Source organism: Cobetia sp. LC6 (assembly GCF_030264805.1).
Taxonomy (GTDB): domain Bacteria; phylum Pseudomonadota; class Gammaproteobacteria; order Pseudomonadales; family Halomonadaceae; genus Cobetia.
In genome coordinates, this window is sequence record NZ_JASSPL010000004.1 from 88,335 (window position 1) to 108,182 (window position 19,848).

General features: G+C 62.4%; 18 protein-coding genes. 7 read left to right on the forward strand and 11 right to left on the reverse strand.

The genetic code is table 11. The features are described 5' to 3' along the window. Nucleotides 1-11: 11 nt before the first annotated feature. The 9 genes from fliN to fliF all read right to left on the reverse strand — a co-directional run bounded on the left by fliN (nucleotide 12) and on the right by fliF (nucleotide 9,169). Nucleotides 12-482 carry a flagellar motor switch protein FliN gene (fliN, locus tag QQF40_RS06855; protein WP_153635814.1) on the reverse strand — a complete coding sequence of 157 codons (471 nt, stop codon included), beginning with the start codon at nucleotides 480-482 and terminating at the stop codon, nucleotides 12-14. Then, the gene (fliM, locus tag QQF40_RS06860; RefSeq protein WP_107334751.1) at nucleotides 475-1,491 is read right to left on the reverse strand and encodes a flagellar motor switch protein FliM; all 1,017 of its coding nucleotides are present in this window, start codon (nucleotides 1,489-1,491) and stop codon (nucleotides 475-477) included. The genes fliN and fliM overlap by 8 nt, the downstream gene beginning before the upstream one ends. Nucleotides 1,492-1,497: 6 nt before the next feature. Further along, on the reverse strand, nucleotides 1,498-1,986 hold the full coding sequence (gene fliL, locus QQF40_RS06865) for a flagellar basal body-associated protein FliL (RefSeq protein WP_054556624.1): 489 nt from the start codon (nucleotides 1,984-1,986) through the stop codon (nucleotides 1,498-1,500). A 178-nt stretch (nucleotides 1,987-2,164) separates the two neighbouring features. Then, on the reverse strand, nucleotides 2,165-3,616 hold the full coding sequence (locus QQF40_RS06870) for a flagellar hook-length control protein FliK (RefSeq protein ID WP_285460792.1): 1,452 nt from the start codon (nucleotides 3,614-3,616) through the stop codon (nucleotides 2,165-2,167). A 26-nt stretch (nucleotides 3,617-3,642) separates the two neighbouring features. Further along, complete coding sequence (fliJ, locus tag QQF40_RS06875) at nucleotides 3,643-4,092, reverse strand: flagellar export protein FliJ (RefSeq protein ID WP_285460793.1); 450 nt, start codon at nucleotides 4,090-4,092, stop codon at nucleotides 3,643-3,645. A gap of 40 nt (nucleotides 4,093-4,132) precedes the next feature. After that, nucleotides 4,133-5,491 (reverse strand): flagellar protein export ATPase FliI, encoded by a 1,359-nt coding sequence (gene fliI / locus QQF40_RS06880; protein ID WP_285460794.1) that lies wholly within the window; start codon nucleotides 5,489-5,491, stop codon nucleotides 4,133-4,135. 10 nt (nucleotides 5,492-5,501) lie between these two features. Then, nucleotides 5,502-6,335 (reverse strand): flagellar assembly protein FliH, encoded by an 834-nt coding sequence (locus tag QQF40_RS06885; protein WP_285460795.1) that lies wholly within the window; start codon nucleotides 6,333-6,335, stop codon nucleotides 5,502-5,504. Nucleotides 6,336-6,399: 64 nt separating this feature from the next. Continuing rightward, a complete protein-coding gene (gene fliG / locus QQF40_RS06890) occupies nucleotides 6,400-7,398 on the reverse strand; it encodes a flagellar motor switch protein FliG (RefSeq protein ID WP_285460796.1) in 999 nt (332 codons plus the stop codon). Continuing rightward, nucleotides 7,391-9,169 (reverse strand): flagellar basal-body MS-ring/collar protein FliF, encoded by a 1,779-nt coding sequence (fliF, locus tag QQF40_RS06895; protein ID WP_285460797.1) that lies wholly within the window; start codon nucleotides 9,167-9,169, stop codon nucleotides 7,391-7,393. Before fliF ends, fliG begins: the two co-directional genes overlap by 8 nt. A gap of 269 nt (nucleotides 9,170-9,438) precedes the next feature. Here fliF and fliE point away from each other — a divergent pair, with 269 nt between their 5' ends. Further along, nucleotides 9,439-9,801: a flagellar hook-basal body complex protein FliE gene (gene fliE / locus QQF40_RS06900; protein ID WP_285460798.1), complete on the forward strand. Its 363-nt coding sequence runs from the start codon at nucleotides 9,439-9,441 to the stop codon at nucleotides 9,799-9,801. A gap of 205 nt (nucleotides 9,802-10,006) precedes the next feature. On the opposite strand, the gene QQF40_RS06905 is transcribed toward fliE, so the two are convergent. Beyond that, a complete protein-coding gene (locus tag QQF40_RS06905) occupies nucleotides 10,007-11,302 on the reverse strand; it encodes a FliC/FljB family flagellin (RefSeq protein ID WP_285460799.1) in 1,296 nt (431 codons plus the stop codon). Nucleotides 11,303-11,762: 460 nt separating this feature from the next. Here QQF40_RS06905 and QQF40_RS06910 point away from each other — a divergent pair, with 460 nt between their 5' ends. Beyond that, entirely contained in the window at nucleotides 11,763-12,521 is a 759-nt protein-coding gene (locus QQF40_RS06910; RefSeq protein ID WP_153635806.1) for an RNA polymerase sigma factor FliA, read from the forward strand. A 218-nt stretch (nucleotides 12,522-12,739) separates the two neighbouring features. Here the strand turns inward: QQF40_RS06910 and QQF40_RS06915 are convergent, their stop codons facing one another. Continuing rightward, the gene (locus QQF40_RS06915; RefSeq protein ID WP_285460800.1) at nucleotides 12,740-14,341 is read right to left on the reverse strand and encodes an MFS transporter; all 1,602 of its coding nucleotides are present in this window, start codon (nucleotides 14,339-14,341) and stop codon (nucleotides 12,740-12,742) included. A 739-nt stretch (nucleotides 14,342-15,080) separates the two neighbouring features. Between QQF40_RS06915 and QQF40_RS06920 the strand changes: the two genes are divergently transcribed. From QQF40_RS06920 to QQF40_RS06940, 5 genes are all read left to right on the forward strand, one after another. Beyond that, nucleotides 15,081-16,070, forward strand: coding sequence for a DctP family TRAP transporter solute-binding subunit (locus tag QQF40_RS06920; protein WP_285460909.1), 990 nt, complete (start codon nucleotides 15,081-15,083; stop codon nucleotides 16,068-16,070). A gap of 239 nt (nucleotides 16,071-16,309) precedes the next feature. Continuing rightward, a complete protein-coding gene (locus tag QQF40_RS06925) occupies nucleotides 16,310-16,816 on the forward strand; it encodes a TRAP transporter small permease (RefSeq protein WP_285460801.1) in 507 nt (168 codons plus the stop codon). After that, on the forward strand, nucleotides 16,806-18,101 hold the full coding sequence (locus QQF40_RS06930) for a TRAP transporter large permease (protein WP_285460802.1): 1,296 nt from the start codon (nucleotides 16,806-16,808) through the stop codon (nucleotides 18,099-18,101). Before QQF40_RS06925 ends, QQF40_RS06930 begins: the two co-directional genes overlap by 11 nt. A 427-nt stretch (nucleotides 18,102-18,528) precedes the next feature. Continuing rightward, nucleotides 18,529-18,771 carry a DUF1656 domain-containing protein gene (locus QQF40_RS06935; RefSeq protein WP_285460803.1) on the forward strand — a complete coding sequence of 81 codons (243 nt, stop codon included), beginning with the start codon at nucleotides 18,529-18,531 and terminating at the stop codon, nucleotides 18,769-18,771. Nucleotides 18,772-18,881: 110 nt separating this feature from the next. After that, nucleotides 18,882-19,847 carry an efflux RND transporter periplasmic adaptor subunit gene (locus QQF40_RS06940; protein WP_285460804.1) on the forward strand — a complete coding sequence of 322 codons (966 nt, stop codon included), beginning with the start codon at nucleotides 18,882-18,884 and terminating at the stop codon, nucleotides 19,845-19,847. Nucleotide 19,848 lies beyond the last annotated feature (1 nt).

Consider the following 19,848-nt stretch of genomic DNA (forward strand, 5'->3'; position numbering starts at 1 on the left):
CAGGAACAGCCTTAGCGGTTGAGCTTCTGTACCCGCTCATTGGGGGTGATGATTTCCGTGATGCGGATACCGTACTTGTCCTCGACCACGACCACCTCGCCCTGGGCGATCAGGTAGCCGTTGATCAGGATGTCCATCGGCTCACCGGCCAGGCCATCCAGCTCGATCACCGAGCCCTGCGACAGCTCCAGCAGCTGCTTGATGGTCAGGCGCGTGCGCCCCAGCTCCACGGTCATCTTGACCGGGATGTCCATGATCATGTCCAGCTCACGCGGACGTGCGCCGCCACCGCTGCCATCGAGGGGTTCGAAGATTTCGCCGCCCTGCGGGGCAGCCTCGCTCTGCTGTTCTTCCAGCGCCTTGGCCCACTCGTCGCCCATCTGCTCGGTCATCGCATCGGCCCAGGGGTCGTCAGTGCCGGATGTCGGGGAATTCGGGGTGGCCTTGGGCGCGGGCGCGTCTGGCGAATTGGGCTCACTCATCGCCGCTGTCCTCGCTGGCAGTGTTGATCGGATGATTGATGATACGGGTCACGCGCAGGGCGCGGTGGCCATTGGCGCGACCGAAACCGGCTTCGAGCACCGGCACATTGTTGACGTAGGCATTGACGCGCTCGGGCTTCTCGATGGGCAGCACATCGCCCACGGCAAGTTCGGCCAGCGCGCCCAGCGTGGTGGTGATGCTGGCAAAGTCGGCGTGCAGCTCGACATCGGTGGCGCGCACTTCCTTGCGCAGGCGCTCGCCCCAGCGACTGTCACCCTCGGCGCTGGTTTCCTGCAGCGGGCTCGAGAGCAGCTCGCGGTGCGGCTCGATCATCGAGTAGGGCAGGCAGATCTGGAAGTCGCTGCTGTGATTGCCGACCTCCAGATGGAAGCTGGTGCACACCACGATCTCGTTGGGAGAGCTGGTGATATTGGCGAACTTGACCTGCATCTCGCTGCGCAGATAGTCGGTTTCCACGGCGTAGACCGCCGACCAGGCGTCGCGGTAGGCATTCAAGGCCAGCTGCATCAGGCGCTGGATGACGCGTTGTTCGGTGCGCGTGAATTCGCGGCCCTCTGACTTGGTCACGAAGCGACCGTCACCGCCGAACAGGCTATCGACCACCATGAACACGAGGCTGGGCGGAAACACCAGCATCGAGGTACCGCGCAGCGGCTTCATGGTGAACAGGTTGATATTGGTCGGCACCGGCACGTTGCGGGAAAATTCGTTGTAGCTCAGGAACTGCACCGGCCCGGCGGTGATATCGGCGCCGCGGCGGATCAGGTTGAACAGCCCCATGCGGAACTGGCGACTGAAACGCGAGTTGATGATATCCAGGGCATGCAGGCGATCCCGGATGATGCGGTGCTGACTCGCCGGGTCGAAGGGGCGAATGCGCGCTTCGCCGGGCGTGCTCGAGGCGTCAGCCGTTGCACCGCTGTCACCGTTCACGCCGGAGAGCAGAGCATCGATTTCGTCCTGTGACAGCAGATCGTCTTGAGCCATGGCCAGTTATTGCACGATGAAGTCGTTGTACAGCACGCCGGAGATGGCCAGTGGCTGGCCGCCTTCACTGTAGGGGCGCGAAAGCGCCTCGGTCAGGGTGCTCTGCAGCGTCTGCTTGCCGGCCTGGGTGATCAGCTCATCCGGGCTCTGGCCCGACAGCAACAGCAGCAGACGGCTCTTGAGTTCGGGCTTGAGTTCTTCCACGCGCGCCACCGCGTCCTGATCGGCCATCTTGAGCGTGATGCCGATATAGAGCAGGCGATTGCCGCGCGGGCTTTCCAGGTTGACCGTGAAGGGCGCCAGCGGCATGAAGACCGGCGGTGGCACGACCACGACTTCCGGCTCGGCGTCCTGTGCGGCCTTCTGATCACTGAGCATCGGCAGTGCGAAATAGACGGCCACTAGCGCCGCGATCACGGCACTCATCAGGCTGATGACCCCGATCAGCAGCCAGGAGCGACGCTGACTGGCGGGGGTGGTGATAATCGTTGACATCGTGGTGCGGTGTCCCTGGAGTCGGTGGCGGGGCCAGTATGACCGAAGGCGTGGTGATCGAACGGCGGAATAACGCCACGTGCGAGCGCTTACTTGAATGATGACGCGCCAGGCGGGCTCATCTGACAGCCACCTGACGGGAGCCGCTGACACAAGCACCTGGCAAGCGCCAGGCCCGTCATGCCTGCCATTCACGCCGTCCCCAGGCTAACTGGGATGCACTTGTGAGCTCGCCTGTGAGGTTGCTCGCGGCGAGGCTTCCCTCCATGGCGTCAGCGCTCTTGCTGGCACCACTCGCCGGCTGACCCTCGAGGTGCTGGGCGAACTGACCCTGATTGGGCGAGTTGCCCGGCGCCTCGTCCCGGGCATCGTCCTGCTGCATGTCGTCCTGACTGCTGAAGCTGATCGCCGTCAGCTCGTGCCCCCGGGATTCCAGCGCCTGACGCAGCTCACCCAGGGATGACTCGACCGCCGAGCGAACCTGCTGGTGGCCCGCGACGAAGTGCGCACTGGTGCCCTGTTCGCCGATGTTGAGGCGAATGGTCAGCTTGCCCAGATTGGCTGGATTGAGCGCGATCTCGGCCTGCGGCGATTTGCTCAACTGCATACGTACTACCTGCTCGCTGAGTGCCTGTTGCCAGGCCTGAGTGCCGACGCTTGCGGGGATCAAGGCTCCCGCCTGTGATGCCATGCCCGCTGGATTGGCTGCTGGAATGCCTGAACCATTGAGCATGGTGCCGCTGCCTGCAGCGGCCGAACTCGGTGCGCCGACTGACACGCCAGCAGATGACGCACCCGAGAGCTGGGACGGATCGCCACCGGCGCGTGAGCCGTTGGCATCAAGCAGGGCGCCGTCGGCCTTGGCGGTGACGCCTTCAACGGCCTCCTCGGTCAGCGGGCCCAGCGCGCCATCCATCAGCGAGGAGGGCGCATCCGCGCTCAGGCTGCCTGCCGCTGCCGGGGAGGTCCTGCTGGTGGGCGCGTGATCCGCAATGGCGCCGTCCAGTCCCGCCGCTGCAGGATTGCGCAGCGCGGCCAGCCAGTCACCTTGCAGCGCCGTGTCGCCTGCCGTGTTGACCGCTGTATTGCCCGCTGTTGTGGCAGTTGTCGCGTTCAGTACCGCCTCGTCACTGCCGGAGGTGCCTTGGCCGCCTTGCGCAAGTTGCTGCAGCTGTTGCATGCGCGAGATGCCGCGCTCGACGCTGCTATCCAGTCGTGAGACCTCGAGTGACTGCGCTGAGGGCTGTCCTGCGGTCTGACTTGCCGATGAGGGCTGGGCAGGCGGGAGGTTGCCGCTCTGGAGGGCGGCACCGGCCGGGCCCTGAGTGGGTGAGGTGTCTGATGATGCTGCCTGCGCCTGCTCGAGGTGCTGGGCATGCTTGTCTTCGGCGGCCTCGCGACGCTCGACACGCTGTTGCTGTGCCTCTTGCGCCTGCGTCTGCATCGCTTGCCTATCCTGCTGGCGATCCTCGCGCTGGGCGCGTGACAGCTGTGCCTCGAAGGCGCTCTCAGAGGAAGCCGAGCTGACGTCGTCGCGCGAGCGAGTCTCCTCAGTGGAGGCCTTGGCGCTGGTCGGCGCCCTGGTTGGCGAGGTGGCCGACAACATCGAGATGCGTGCAGTGTCCGTCATGGTGTCACTCCTCTGACTGGCCGTCTTCAGCCATTGGCACGGCGTAACCAGGCCTGGGTGGCTTGTTCATCACTCTGGCGTTGCTCAGTGGTGCGCGCCTGCAGCGCGGCGCTCAGGCTGGCGCGATCCGCCAGGCCCTGCCAGGCCGCGTGGGTCTGCTGTTCCTTCACCAGCCGCTGATGCTGATGGTGCGTCTGGGTCTGTTCCTGGGCCACCCGAGCGCGACATTGGGCAATCGCCTTGTCCAGCGAGGCGATGAAGGCCTGATAGTTGTGCCAGCTGGCCGGGTCCAGCCCCTGAGTCAGGCGTGCCTGCATCTGTTGGCAGTAGTCGAGACGGTACTGCTCGAGGGTGACCAGTTGCTGGGCGGCGGTTTCCTGACGCTGACGCTGGCTGGTGAGCTGGCGCGCAGCGCCATCACGCCGGCGCTCGCTCAGCTGGGTCAGGGTGTCGAAACGTGACGTTGAGATGGCCATTCAGTGAGGGTTCCCGATCAATGACAGGTGAAGGCGGCCATCATGGCTGAGCCAGCAATTGTTCGAGCATGTTCGTACTATCGGCAAGACTTGTGTGCTGTGTAGTGCCTTGTTGCAGGAAACGTCCCATCGGCTCGTGCAGGCGCACCGCGGCGTCGAGCACCTTGTCGTTGCCGGGCTGGTAGGCGCCGATGGCGATCAGGTCCTGATTGCGCTGATAACTGGAATAGAACTGCTTGAAGCGACGGGCGCGGGTGAGCTGCCGCTCCGGCGCCACCGCCGACATGGCGCGGCTGATCGAGGCTTCGATATCGATGGCTGGATAGTGGCCGCTTTCCGCAATGCGTCGCGACAGCACGATATGCCCATCCAGAATCGCGCGGGCACTGTCGGCGATGGGGTCCTGCTGGTCATCGCCTTCGGTCAGTACGGTATAGAAGGCGGTGATCGACCCGCCGCCACGCCGGCCGTTGCCGGTGCGTTCCACCAGCGCCGGCAGCTTGGCGAATACCGAGGGCGGATAGCCCTTGGTGGCCGGTGGCTCGCCGATGGCCAGGGCGATCTCGCGCTGGGCCATCGCGTAGCGGGTCAGCGAATCCATGATCAGCAGCACATTCTGGCCCTTGTCGCGCAGGGACTCGGCGATGCGCGTCGCGTAGCTGGCGCCCTTGAGGCGATGCAACGGGGTCATGTCGGCCGGCGTGGCCACGACCACGGCGCGCTTGAGGCCTTGTTCACCAAGAATGTTCTCGATGAATTCCTGCACCTCGCGCCCACGCTCGCCGATCAGGCCGACCACGATCACATCGGCATCGGTGAAGCGCGCCATCATGCCCAGCAGCACACTCTTGCCGACGCCAGAACCGGCGAACAACCCCATGCGCTGACCACGGCCAACGCTCAGCAAGGCATTGATGGCACGTATGCCGACATCCAGCGGCGTGTCGATGGGCGCGCGCTCCAGCGGATTGAGCGGAGGGCTCTCCAGCGGCGCATGTTCGACATCTTCCAGCGGGCCGAGGCCATCCAGCGGGCGACCCACACCGTCGACGACTCGCCCGAGCAGCGCTTCGCCGACCGGATAGCGTCGCTCGCCGACATTGCCATGCCCGAGGGGGAACACCCGCGCGCCCGGTGCGACGCCGCTGAGTGGGTCGATGGGCATCAGGTAGAGGGTCTGATCGGCGAAGCCGACCACCTCGGCCTCGGCCGGCGGCAGCTTCGCGCCCAGCTCGATCAGGCAGCTGGCGCCCACCGGCAGTCGCAGGCCGACCGCTTCCAGCACCAGGCCGGTCGCGCGTACCAGGCGGCCATTGCTGCGCTGGGGCTCGAGGCTATCAACGCGCTCACGAATGGCGCCCAGCGCGCTGCGCCATTGCTGTGCGGAAGAGGTGCTCATGGCGTGTCACTCATGCGCGATCTCCTGCCAGCTCGGTGCGTGCCTGATCTGGCGATACATGTCCTGACGACTGGCGTTGCACGATGCGCGAACTGCTGGCCTCATCCTTGCCATGCAGGCTGCCGTCGGCGCTGCCGCGATGGCGCAGCTGGCGTGACAGCATCTCCAGGCGGCTCTCGAGGCTGGCATCGTGACAGCCGCTGTCGGCTTCAGCGCGACATCCGCCGAGGCTCAGGCTGGCGTCCGGCAGACATTGCCAGCCCAGCCTGGTGAGTTGTTCGCCCATCGCCTGCTCGACGCGCGGCAGGTCGTCCGGATTCAGATACAGGCGCGGACGGCCGATAAGCGGCGGATCCGCCGCCAGCAGGCTGCGCACGCTGTCGATGATGTGCTCCGGGTGGGCCCGAAATGCCTCGCGGGCCAGATGCTGACCGACGCTGATGGCCAGTGCCGCCAGCTCATCGCTGATCTGCTCATCCAGACACGCCAGTGATTGCTGCAGATTCTCGATCAGTGGTGCCAGCTGGGCAGCCTGCTGTTCGAGAGCCATCTGGGCGGCCTCGGCCTGACGCGCCGCCTGCTCGGCGGCTTCCTGCCTTGCACGCGCCAGACCCGCTTCATAACCGGCTTTCTCACCCGCGGCATAGCCTTCATAACGTGCCGCCTGTTGCTGCTCTAGCGTCTCCTGCTCTAAGGTCGAACGGGCACGCTGCGCCATGCGCCGAATCAGGCCGACATCCGGCGCCGCAGTGTGCGGCATGCCGGCTTGAAAGCCGCCACCCGACTGAGACGCTGTGGGCTTGCCATCCAGCGCGTCGAGTTCCAGCGGCTGCCATTGATGCATGTCGTGGCTGCCTGCCACGTCGTGCTCGGCCCTCGGGGCAGGCGCGTCATGATGCGGATCAGAACTAGACATAGTCCTCGCCACCGCTGTTGATCACGATCTCGCCGCTGTCGGCCAGTCGACGTACCGTCTGCAGGATACTCTTCTGTTCGGCCTCGACCTGGCTGACACGCACCGGACCACGCGCCTCCATGTCATCACGCAGCATCTCGGCAGCACGCTGCGACATGTTCTGCAGGAATTTCTGGATGATCGCCTCGGGGGAGCCCTTTAGCGCCGTGACCAGCGTCTCGTTGTCGATTTCCTTGAGCAGTAGCTGGATGGAGCGGTCCTCGAGCCCGACCAGGTTCTCGAACACGAACATCTCGTCGATGATCTGCTGCGCCAGACTCTCGTCGTGGTTGCGCACCGCCTCGAGGACCTGCTCTTCCTGCTGTCCCGGCATCAGGTTGAGTATCTCGGCCGCGGTACGAATGCCGCCCATCTTGCTGCGCTTGAGGTTCTGGCCACTGAGCATGTTGCTCAGCACTTCGGTCAGTTCCTGCAGGGCCGCCGGCTGCACGCCACTGAAGGTGGCGATACGCAGCAGCACATCGTTGCGCAGGGTGTCGGAGAAGTGCTCGAGAATCTGCGAGGCCTGATGGCGCTCCAGGTGCACCATGATGGTGGCGATGATCTGCGGGTGTTCGTCGCGGATCATCTCGGCCACCAATGGCGGTTCCATCAGGTTCAACGTCTCGATGCCATTGTTCTGACCGGAGCTCTCGTAGATGTCTTCCAGCAGGGAGCTGGCGCGCTCCTGACCCAGCGCCTTCACCAGCACCGAGCGGATATGGTCGGTGGAGAGCAGATTGACGGCGCTGAACTGCTCGCTGTCGGCGTGGAATATCTCCAGCGTCTTCGCCATCTGCTCCTGGGTGACTTGCGGCATGTTGGTCATCGTCGCGCTGAGCTGCTGGATCTCCTGGGTAGACAGGAACTTGAAGACCTCTGCGGCGCTGTCCTCGTCGAGGCTCATGATCAGGGCCGCACTGCGTTCCATGTTCGTCAGTGTCTTACTCATGGTGACTCATCCAGTTCTTGAGGATCATGGCGACCATGCGCGGATCATCGCGGGCCATGTCACGTGCATCCTTGAGGTTCTGCTGATAGGGGGTAGGCATACGCGGGCCACTGACCGGAGCTGTCTGGTTCGCCATCATGCTGCCCAGGTCGCCATTGGCTGTTGCCAGGCCAGACTCCATGCCGCCGATGCCACCCGCGGCGCTGCCGGCTGCCTGTGTGCCTGGCGGCTGACCGATGGTCTGGTAGGCTTCCTGCGGACGCAGCAGCGGCTGCAACAGCGGGCGCAGCAACTTGCGATACAGCAGCCAAGCGATGAAGCTGATGATCAGGTAGCGGCCAAGCTCGATGGACAGCGCCTGCATCTCGGGATTGTTCAGCCACTTCTCCCACCACTGCTGCGGCGGCCCGGCGTTCTGCTGTTCGGCGGTCATGAAGGGCGCATTGATCACGCTCAGGCTGTCGCCACGTTCGGCATTGAAGCCCATCGCCTCGCGCACCAGCGAATCGATCTGTGCCAGCTGGTCGTCTGCCAGCGGTTCGCTGGTCAGGTTACCGTCACTGTCCATGATGCGACGGTGATTGATCACCACCGCCACCGAGAGATTGTCGAGGCGGCCCAGGCGCGCGCGGGTATGACGCACGCGCTTGTTGACTTCATAGTTGATGGTACTGCTGCGCTGATAGTTGCTCAGGCCGCTGCCCACATCGTCAGTCTGTGTGGTGCCGTCAGCATTCACCGCGTCATCGGCATTGATGGGCGAGGCGGCAATTCCCGGGGGCGTGTTGGAGAGTGCACCCGGCACGCCGCCGATGCCGAGCATTTCCCCAGCGCCGGTGTTGTTGAGCTGTTCACTGCGCACCGCTGCGCTGCCCGGCTGCTGATTGGGCGTGTAGAGCTCTTCGGTCTCTTCGGCGTGGGAGAAATCGAGCTGGGCGCTGACCTCGGCGCGGAAGTTGTCGCGTCCCACCAACGGCGTCAGCAGAGCATTGATGCGCGATTGATAGCGGCGCTCCAGTGCCTGGGCATATTCCAGCGCACTGCCATCGAGGTTGAGCGCATCGCCTGCCGGGCGCGACAGCGGATTGCCGTCCTGATCGACGACGGTGATGTCTTCGCTCGCCAGGCCCTGCACGCTGCCGGCCACCAGATGCTGGAAGGCCTGGATCTGACGCGCCTTGAGCTGCTGGCCGCCCTTGAGTTCAACCACCACGGAGGCCGTCGCTGGGCGACGTTCGCGCACGAAGATGGAATCCTCCGGCAGCGCCAGGTGCACACGGGCGCTGGACACCGGCTCGAGACTGGCGATGGTGCGCGATAGTTCGCCGGACAGCGCGCGCTGGTAATTGACGTGTTCGGTGAACTGGCTGATGCCGAAGGCCTGGGTATCCATCAGCTCGAAGCCGGAACCGCCCTGGCTGGGCAGGCCCTGCTGGGCAAGTGCCAGACGCAGGCGATAGACATCCTCCTTGGGTACCTCGACAGTGGCGCCTTCATTGCTCAGCCGATAGGGCACGCCGGTCTGCTCCAGCTGCGCGACGATCTCGCCGCCTTCGCTGGCGGGCAGATCACGATAGAGCACACTCCACTGGGTGCCAGCGCCCCATAGTAGTAACGCGACAATGACGGCCACGCTGAAGGCAGCTGCCATGATGAGCGGCAGACGTGGCAATGCCGCCAGGCGCGCCAGCAAGGGATTGGCTGGCTTGTCTGATGATTGTGACGTCGTCGAGGTGCCCGACTGGGGCGCTGTCTGGCTGGGTGTACTCATGCAGATGTCCGATAAGCGCCGTGGTCTGAAGTCGCAGCGGGTGATTCCAGCAAGCAGGGCGAAACATGAAAACGATGGATCAACAATGTCGCGTTTCGCAGCGCCTTCTTGCGTAGGCTGGCCATTATCGAAGCTGGGCGCACATCCAATCAGACGAATAGCGTCGCAAAACAGAGGTATTAGTCACTTTCAGCCGCTCGACTGACTGATAGTCTGTGCTCCACTGAAAGCGGCAGATGAATGGCGCGCGTTGAGAAAGGAGAGGCGAGATGGCAATTGAGGCAGTCGGCGCGGCGATGTCATCCGCGATGATGGGCAGTCTGCAGCAGCTCGATCAGATGGCGGTGCAGGCGGCGGGAAGCAACGCTCTGTCGGTGGGCGCAGTGTCAGAGGCCAGCGGCACTGATGCACAGGGCTTTGCCGGAATGCTCAAGGATTCGCTGGCGCGCGTCAGCCAGTCACAGCAGGTCGCGGCAGGCCAGGCCAAGGCCTTCGAGCTGGGCAGCCCGGATGTCAGCCTCGATCAGGTCATGGTGGCAGGCCAGAAGGCCTCACTGGAATTCGAGATGACCGTGCAGGTGCGCAACAAGTTGCTCAGCGCCTACAAGGAAATCATGAATATGGCGGTGTGATTAAAACCCGCATTCCAATGAAAAAGGGCAGACGCGGTGCGTCTGCCCTTTTTTGTTTGCTGCTGATTGATATCGCTGGCGGAGGTTGAAATGCAAGAGCGCTGTTGACTAAAAGGGCCAATATCAACAAGACCACTATCTTCTGCCAGCGGCGGGCCTGCCACTCATGCTGAGTGACAGGCCTATGCAGCATGTGAGCCAGAGATCAGCCCAGCAGTGACAGCACGTTCTGCGGCACCTGGTTGGCCTGAGTCAGCATGGAAGTCCCCGCCTGCTGCAGAATCTGTGCAGTGGTCATGCTGGACACTTCTTCTGCGTAATCGGCATCCTGGATGCGCGACTGGGCAGACGCCAGGTTGGTTTCAGTGGTTGCCAGATTGGTGATGGCAGAATCGAAACGGTTCTGCACGGCACCGAGGTCGGAACGCATGCTGTCTACTTGCTTAAGTGCTGCATCAAGTTTCTCTAATGGGTCGGTCGTTGATACTCCTTCGAACTGTGCAGTTGGAGTTGTACCGCTCAGTGCAATGTCTGTGCCGGTATTATCGAAGTCTGTGGCAGTAGCGCCGCCATTGGCAAGCGCGCCTGAGCCGACTGCATAGCTACCGCCCTGGATGTCGACGTATGCAGTTGCAGCTCCAGAATCATCTACGCCTACCTTGACCAGCTGATTCGAAAGGGTGACTGCATTTGCAGTGCTTACTCCATTATCTTCGTCAGTATAATCAACGTCAGCGACGTTCAATGTAACATCACCAGTGGCATCATTAACAGAAGCTGCATAAAAGTCGTCACCAGATTTTACTACAAATTCACTGGTAGCGTCGCCGTTCGCATCTGTTACGTTATGCAAGCTAAGAGAGCCAGCTTCTACTCCTAAAGAGGTGGCCGCAGCATCTAAGTTGACATCAGCAGGTGTGCCGCCATTATTTGTAACTTGTGTGATTTCATCGCTTATATTGAGAGAGTTTCCACTAACAGAAAAGCCATCTAGTCCCAGGGTAGAGCTATTGGTTTTCTGTAAATTAATCTCAATTGTTTCGCCATCATTGGCACCTACTTGAATGCTCAAAGAATCATTGGTGTTCAAAACATCTACACCATTGAAGCTTGTCTGCTCGGAGATACGATCAATCTCCTCAAGGCGCATGGTGATTTCATCTTGGATGGAGCTCAGGTCATCGGCATTGTTGGTGCCGTTCTGTGCCTGGACAGTCAGCTCACGGACTCGCTGCAGGTTATCGTTGACCTGATTCAATGCGCCTTCAGCGGTCTGGGCGACAGAGATGCCGTCGTTGGCGTTACGTTGCGCCTGGGACAGGCCAGTGATCTGGGAGTCCATGCGGTTGGCAATGGCCTGGCCGGCGGCGTCGTCCTTGGCGCTGTTGATACGCATGCCGGAGGACAGACGTTCCATGGAGGTGTTCAGGGCGTTCTGGGACTGATTCAGGTTCTGCTGAGTCACCATGGAAAGGGTGTTGGTATTGATCACTGAAGCCATGTGTCACTTCCTGTCGTAATGGGGAGATAGATGGCGTGTCGCCAGTAACGACTCCTGTGCCGTTGCTTCAGTTATCGTCGCGGCGCGACAGAACTTTAGAATTTTTTTGCAGCCTTTTGACCTTTCTCATTTTTGCTGTCCCACTGGCTTTCCTTACGCGCTCTCCTTATGGGCGCTCCTCGTGACGTCCTCGCTCCACCTTTGCGATATTCTGTCGACCGGCTGGCGGGCTTTGTGCGTGTCTCGTCTTCTCTCACTGTCTCTTCCTATGTGCCTTCATGTCCGCCTCCCCAAGGGGGAGTTGCGACGTAAGGCAGGAAAGCCGTCGCTGAGGGTAGCTATTCGAGCGAATGGTTTGTGGCGGGGGCGCGACAATACGCTGGGAACAGGAGTCCCGAGGATGGGGATATGACCCTGAGTCAAACGACCCCGAGGGATGCAAGCGAGGACCAGGACGCCGATGTATACCGCCAATGGGCGCATGGCCCAGCAGGATATCTACACCGAGTATCAGCCGCTGGTGCGCCGCATCGCGCTGCAGCTGCAGGTGCGCTTGCCAGCGAGTGTCGATCTCGAGGATCTGATTCAGGCCGGCATGTTGGGGTTGTGTGAATGCGTGGGCCGCTATGAGCAGGGCCACGGCGCCAGTTTTGCCACATATGCCAGTCAGCGCATCCGTGGCGCGATGCTTGATGAGTTGCGCTCGCGTGACTGGTTGCCGCGCAGTGTGCGCCGGGCCGGGCGTGAGCTTGAGAGCGTGATCCAGCAGTTGGAGCAGAGCCTGGGCTATCCGCCCGAGGAGACCCAGATCGCCGCCGCCATGGGGCTTGAGCTGGAGGACTATCGACGCCTGCTGCTGGATACCAACAACGGCATGGTGATGTCGCTGGACGAGATGATGGATGAGGAAGGCGGGCTGGCGGGCGGTCATGCCTCGCCCGAGGCGACGCCCTTCACCACGCCGTTTGCCTTGCCGCATGACGCCCTGGAAGAGGCCGATACGCGCCGCGCCTTGAATGAGGCCATCGCGCGGCTACCGGAGCGCGAGAAGCTGTTGATGGCGCTCTATTATCAGGAGAAGCTCAACCTCAAGGAGATCGGCGCGGTACTCGATGTCACCGAGTCGCGTGTCTCGCAGCTGCATTCCCAGGCGGTGCGCCGGTTGCAGGGTGTATTGGCACCGCATCTGGTGGCGCGTGCGGGCAAGCGTCGTCGCTGAGCCTCTATCCTGAGTCTCTATCGTTGTGAGCCTTCTTCGTTTCCCCAGTCTTTACCCCCTCGGCTGAACCGTCTAGCTGTTACGCCTGCCCTTGAACTTCCTGTCTCTGTTTCGCCCGCCGCTATTTTGCCCGCCCCAACCAAGAACACCGCCTCTCAGGGCGGTGTTCTTGTTTAGCTCTTATCTTATTGTCAATTTCGGCATGCCATCAGACGTGATCAATAGCTCTCGCGCTCCGGCTCTGACTTGACGCGACGTTCCTCTTCGCTGAGGTGCTGTGCCTGCTCGTCGATATGGCCATCCAGGTGCCAGTCGTCTTCCATGCCGGTGACGCGGTCGTTCATCACGCCTTCCTCATTGTCGACCTGCTGCACGACGCCTTCTTCTGCTTCAGAGGCCGCTTCCTGTTGCTGGGCGGCAAGTTCTTCCTCGCTCGGCTCCGGCTCAGGTTCGGCATCGAAGTCGAATTCCAGCTGACCGGTTTCCGGCTCGGTGATGGCCTCCTCGACCCAGGCAGCGCTCAGCGGGCTGGTGGTGGAGGGCGCCACCACATAGTGGCCGGGGTGATCGCCTTCCTCGGCCTCAAGCTCCTGACGCGGCTTGCTGGTGACACTGGCGGCGAGAATCACGATCAGCACGTGGATGGCAGTCAGGGTATAGAGGAAGCCGACGGCTCCGAAGCGCTCCATCAGTAGCCCCGCGGTGAGCGGGCCCAGAATCGCGCCGGCACCATGCATCAGCACCAGCGTGCCGCTGGCGGAGATTATCTGGGCCGTCGTCAGCAGATTGTTGGCCGCCGCCAGGAACAGCGAGTACTGGGTCAGGATCAGCCCGCCGAGGCCTGCACCCAGCAGCGCCATGGTCATCATGCTACCGCCACTGAACGGCACGCCACCGATGGACAGCGCGATCGCCCCGAGACTGCAGCCCAGAATCACCTTCTTGGCCGACAGCTTGTCGGAGAGCTTGCCCAGCGGCCATTGCAGCAGGGCGGCCCCCAGGATGAAGGCGCCCATGAACCAGGAGACTTCCTGCACCGGCAAGCCGGCGCGGTCGGCGTACACTGCGCCCATGCCGAAGACGGTGCCGTTGGCGATACCGGTGGCAAAGCCGCCCAGGGTGCCCAGCGGTGCCAGGCGCAGCAGACGTACCAGCCCCATGGCCTCCGGCTGAGCGCCTTCCGGTTGCGGTGAGGCGGACAGCAGCATCGGCACCAGCGCCAGCGACATGATCACCGACACCAGGATGAACAGCAGATAGGTATTCGGGTTGGCGACGTTGAGCAGCAACTGGCCGCCGCCCATGCCCAGATAGGTGATCACCATGTAGATGGCCAGCAGACGGCCACGCATCTGGTTGGTCGCCTGGCTGTTGAGCCAACTCTCCGCCACCACGTAGAGGCCGGCGAAGGCGAAGCCGGTGATGAAGCGCATCGCGATCCACACCTCGGGCACCACATAGAGCGCATGGATCAGGATGCACACGGAGGTGATGGAGGCCAGCGCCGCGAAGGTACGCACATGGCCGACCCGGCGCAGCTTGCGTGGTGCAAGCGTCGAGCCGAGCAGGAAGCCGGCGAAGTAGGCCGACATGATGATGCCCGTCATGGTGTTGCTGAAGCCTTCCGAGGAGGCGCGAATCCCCAGCAGACTGCCCTGTAGCCCGTTGGCCAGCATCAGCATCCCCATTCCCAGCAGCAGCGACCACAGAACGACTGCTGCGCCGAGACTGCTGGTCGGCTGCAGTCGTTTGCGCGTGGTGTCGAGAGGCTCGGTCTCGAAGGTGGGAGTGGGTACGGCTTCCTGCTGGGGGTGCGGCATGGAAGGGGCCTCATCGGTCGGGGTCGGGACCGTGTGAGCGGTGCCGACGAGATGTCAGGTACGACACTTGCGTGCGTGATGTTGGTCAGTCGTGGTTGGTCCTTGCGGGAACGGCGCTCAGTCTACCGACCGAATCCAGTGTCTGCGACCCGTGGCGCGCCATTGCGTGGTTGAAAGACGACATATCGTGAAATTTGTCTCAAGGATGTAATAGGGTGGATGAATATACAGTCCCTCATGAAATCATGACCCGACACGACTCGGGACACGCTGGCGATGTAAAAGGCACGGCATCATGCAAAGGGGAAATATCGTCAAACTCCCTGCTGGCGGGGTCTGCGCGAGGGTTGGCCCTTCTGCATCGCTGGATACACTCCTTGGCGACACGCGCTGATGACACCCGATGGTCGAGAGTTTCGTACGCAAGAGGTCTCGAAAAACCCGTAGGGTGGATAAATATACAGTAATCGGTAATGCAGCGAGTCAGCATCTGAGCGTCGAAAAAGCGCCGATCTGTCGCATGGTCGAATGGTCAGCGACCAAAGTAGATGCGAATCTGCCTCTGGACACACTCAACAACATCATAATCAAGAGGTTATTCATGACCCTGACCGCTGTACACGCCAACGCTGGCCCCGCCCCTCGTCATCTGCGTCACTGCACTTCGGATCATTCTCCAGCTCTTTCTCAAAGCCAGACCGCGCGCCCGCGTGTCACTGCCACGGGTCGCTCCGCCCTAATGGCTGGCGTGCTTGGCCTGGCTCTGCTGTCACCGCTGATGGCGAGTGATGCCGAGGCGCGAGAGCTGTCCGTCTCCACTGTGCTGTCGGATGCCTTCCCGTGGGGCCAGGCGGCCGAGAAGTGGGCGGAACTGGTAGAGGAGCGCTCCGGTGGCGAGCTCACCCTGCGCGTTTATCCGAATGCTCAGCTGGTGGCGGGGGACCAGACCAAGGAGTTCTCGGCCATGCGTCAGGGGCTGATCGATCTCGCGGTGGGCTCGACCATCAACTGGTCGCCCCAGGTGCCGGAGCTCAACCTGTTCTCGCTGCCGTTCCTGATGCCGGACCACGCCGCCATCGATGCCCTGACCCAGGGCGAGTCGGGCAAGCAGGTCTTCGCCGCCATCGAGTCCAAGGGCATCAAGCCGCTGGCGTGGGGCGAGAACGGCTTCCGTGAGGTGTCCAATTCGTCGAAATCGATCACCTCGCCGGACGACTTGAAGGGCCTGAAGATTCGTGTGGTGGGCTCGCCGCTGTTCCAGGACACCTTCACGGCGCTGGGTGCCAACCCGACCCAGATGAGCTGGGCGGATGCCAAGCCGGCACTGACCACCGGCGCGGTGGATGGCCAGGAGAACCCGCTGTCGGTGTTCGATGTCGCGCGCATCGATCAGGTCGGTCAGAGTCACTTGACGCTCTGGCACTACATGGCGGACCCGCTGATCTTCGCCGCCAACCAGCGCGTGTGGAAGTCGCTCAGTGAACAGGAGCGCACGCTGCTGACCGAGACCGCCAGGGAAGCGGGTGCCTGGGAGATCGCCATGAGTCGTGAAGGTAATGCCCAGCGGCTGGCGGACATCGAGGCGCGCGGCGTGAATGTCGTCAAGCTGGATGAGGATGCGATGCAGACCTTCCGGGATGCTACCCAGTCGGTCTACGAAAGCTGGACACCGAAGATCGGTGAGGCGCTGGTCGAGACGGCACGTGCCGAGGTCGAGGCCTCGCGCTGAGCCTGGCCATGATCGCCGCTGCTCATAGAGCAGATGACATCGGGAATAATGCGGTCTATGCGCGTTATTGAGTGAAGAACCACGCCGGGGCCTGACAGCCTCGGCGTTCGTGTGGATCGCGTGTCATGTCGCAAAAGTCGCAACAATCCTCTCAACAAGCATCACCTCAAACGTCGCAACGAGCTCTGCAAGACGGCGCCAATGGAGCGCCTGCCCCCACGGACAGGCCACCGCCACGCGTGCGGCCGGAGTCCTGGCTGGCGGCCTTGGCGCTGGGACTGATCGGTATCATCAGTCTGGCCAATGTGGTGGTGCGTTATGCCACCGATGCCTCCTTTGCCTTTACCGAGGAATTCTCGGTCTTCCTGCTGGTGTTGTTGACGCTGGCGGGCGCCTCGGTGGCGATTCGCCGTCAGGCGCATATTCGTATCGCATTGCTGGAAGACGTGCTGCCGTTGCCGCTCTGGCGACTGGTCGTGATCGTGCAGACCCTGGCGGTGCTGGTCGTGCTGGGGCTGGTGGTGTGGTTCGGGGGGGCCTTCGCGCTGGAGGAATATCAGTGGGACTCGCTGTCACCGGGGCTGGGTCTGCCCAACTGGTGGTACGTGATCTGGCTGCCGATATTGGCGCTGGCGATGGCCTGGCGTCAGTTGCAGCTGTGTGTCGAGCGTCTTTCGCAAGGGTCTGGGCAGGGGCCCGGTCAGAATGCGTCGTCAGAGCACAAGGAGTCAGATCATGAGTCCTGATCTCTGGTTGCTCGCCAGTTTTGCCGCCCTGTTGATACTCGGCGTGCCGGTGGCCTTCGCGCTGGGGCTCTCGGGGGCGGTGGGTATCGTCGCGGGGCTGCCGGTCAGCATGCTGGCCACCCTCGGCACCAATACCTACAACAGCATCGCCAAGTATCCGCTGATCGCCATTCCGCTGTTCATCCTGACGGGGCTGGTGTTCGAGCGTGCCGGAGTGGCGGCGCGGCTGGTGCGCTTTGCCCAGGCGCTGATCGGTCCGCGTCACGGGGGGCTCGCACTGGTGGCGGTGCTGGTATGCCTGATCATGGGCGGCATGAGTGGCTCCGGCCCGGCGGATGCGGCCGCGGTGGCGATGGTGATGATCCCCAGCATGACTCGGGCGGGCTACCCCAGGGCGTTCTCGGCGACGCTGATTGCGGCCTCGGCCTCCACGGCGATCCTGATCCCGCCGTCCATCGCGCTGATCCTCTATTCCATCGTGGTGCCCGGGGTGGATCTACGTGCGCTGTTTGCCGCGGGCCTGATTCCGGGCTTGCTGGTGGGCGTGGCCTTGCTGCTGCCGGCCTGGTTCCTCTCGCGACGCTATCGCTGGGAAGACCCGACTCAGGTAGAGCGTATCGCGCTGGGTCCGGCGTTTCGTTCAGCGATCCCGGCCCTGCTGGCGCCGGTGATCATCCTCGGCGGGCTGCGTTCAGGCCTCTTCACGCCCACGGAAGCGGCGGTGGTCGCAGCTGCCTATGGGTTGTGTGTCGGGCTCTTCATCACTCGCGAGCTCAAGCTCTCTCAGGTGTGGGAGCTGCTCAGGGAGGCGGCCGTCATCTCCGGTGTGGTGATGCTGATCATCGCGCTGGCGGGCATATTCGCCTGGGCCGGCACCATGCTGGGTACCTTCCGCCATCTCGCCGAGTGGTTGATCACGCTGTCCGATAGCGGCACGGTGCTGCTGATTCTGGTGATGGTGGCGGTACTGATCGCCGGGATGCTGCTGGATGCGGTCTCCATCTACCTGATCCTGATGCCGGTGCTGATTCCGGTGATGCAGCACTTCGGGTGGCATCCGGTATGGTTCGGGATTCTGCTGGCCATGAACATCGCGATCGGGCAGTTCACCCCGCCAGTGGCAGTCAATCTGATGGTGACCAGCAGCGTGGCCGGGGTACGGCTGGAGAAGACGGTGGGTTGGGCGATGGTCTTCGTGGTGGCGATGCTGGCAGCGTTGGCGGTGGTGATGTTGTTCCCTGAGCTCGCCCTGTGGCTGCCACGCGTGCTCGGCTACGCAGTGTAGTAATCCTCAGAAAGCAGGGAGTGGAAAAAACAAGATGGCTTGCCTTCTGGGTAAGCCGTCTTGCGTTTCGGGGCACCTTGTACTCTGCTACTACCTGAATACCTGGCGTCCAGGCTGGTTGTTCCAATTAGCGCTCAGCCAAATGGAGAGCGGATTCTGGTCGCCCGCTGTGCGAGGAATGGGGTGATTCTTCTGACGCAACGGTGCGCGACGGCAAAAAATGTTAGCCTGCATATATTCTCAGCGACGACGCTGCCCTCAAGATCCGCAGGGTGGAACAGTCCACTCGCAGACCTTGAATGCGCACGAGGCTGCCACCATCGTTGAACGATGATTGTACGCATGTCAGTCGGGATTCTGTCAGGTGGGACCAAGCTCTCGCATGACGCAAGCCAGATCTCGCATAACACAGGATTAGGACATCTCGATGAAGGAAATCGCTGCAGGCAATGATGTTGCGCCTGGCTTCAATGCGCTGCATGAAATGGTGGTCGGGGAATTCCTGATCAGCCCGATGCTGGTCTATGCGCTGGTCGCCTTGCTGGCGGCGGGTCTCATACGCACGCTGCTGCATCGTCTGTTGGCCAATCACGAGCTCTGGTTCGAGGCCTGGTTCGATATTTCGCTGTTTGTCATCTGTCTGGCGGCGGTGGTCGCCCTCGTGACGTGACGTGACGTGCGCCATTCCTTCAGCGTTACGCCATTCGTGATCCCGATCTTTCCGCGCCCCGTTTCGTGGCACCCATTTTCCCCAGCCCCTCTATTCTCCAAGGAAACCGCATGCGCAACCTGCGACACAAAGCCGTCAAATGGATCATCACTCTCTGTCTGGTGGCGGCTGCAGCCTGGTGTGCGGTGTGGCTGTGGAATACCTACATGTACAGTCCCTGGACGCGCGACGCCCGGGTGCGCGCCGAGGTGATCACGTTGAGCCCGGATGTCTCCGGCTGGGTGCGTGAGCTGAACGTGGCGGATACCACGCGCGTCAAGGAAGGGGACGTCATCCTTCAGGTCGACCGTGCGCGTTATGAGGCCGCGCTCGCCAAGGCCAAGGCCAGTCTCGCCAGTGCCAGGGCGACCCTGAGTCTGAAGGAGCATGAAGCCAATCGTCGTGGTCGCTTGACCAATCGTGCCATCAGTGAGGAAGAGCGCGACAGTGCGCGTCTGGAAGCCGAAGTCGCCCGCGCCGACGTGCAACAGGCCGAAGCCGCGGTGCAATCCGCGCAGCTGGATCTCGATCGTACGCGTCTGGTGGCACCCGCCGACGGTAGCATTCTCAACATGCACCTCAGTCAGGGCAATTACGTCACGGCAGGCACGGCGGTGATGGCGCTGATCAAGGAAGACTCCTTCTACCTGAGCGCCTACTTCCAGGAGACCAAGCTGCAGCATGTGCGTCCGGGCGATCCGGTCCAGATCACGCTGATGAGCGGCAATGAAGACTTCAAGGGGCGGGTCGTGGGGATCGGTCAGGGCATCGCCGATGACAATACCGCGACCAATGCCCAGCAGCTGCCCCAGGTCAGCGCCACCTTCAGTTGGGTGCGTCTGGCGCAGCGCGTTCCGGTACGGGTGGAATTCGATGATATCGAGGCGGTACGTGCCTCAGGTGTCAATCTTGCCGCCGGCATGACGGCGAGTGTCAGGCTGATCACTGCCGAAGATGGCAAGGATGAGACCAGTCATGCCAAAGCGGAACCTGACGAGACAGATCAGGCTGTCCAAGACGCAGACGGGAAGCATTGAT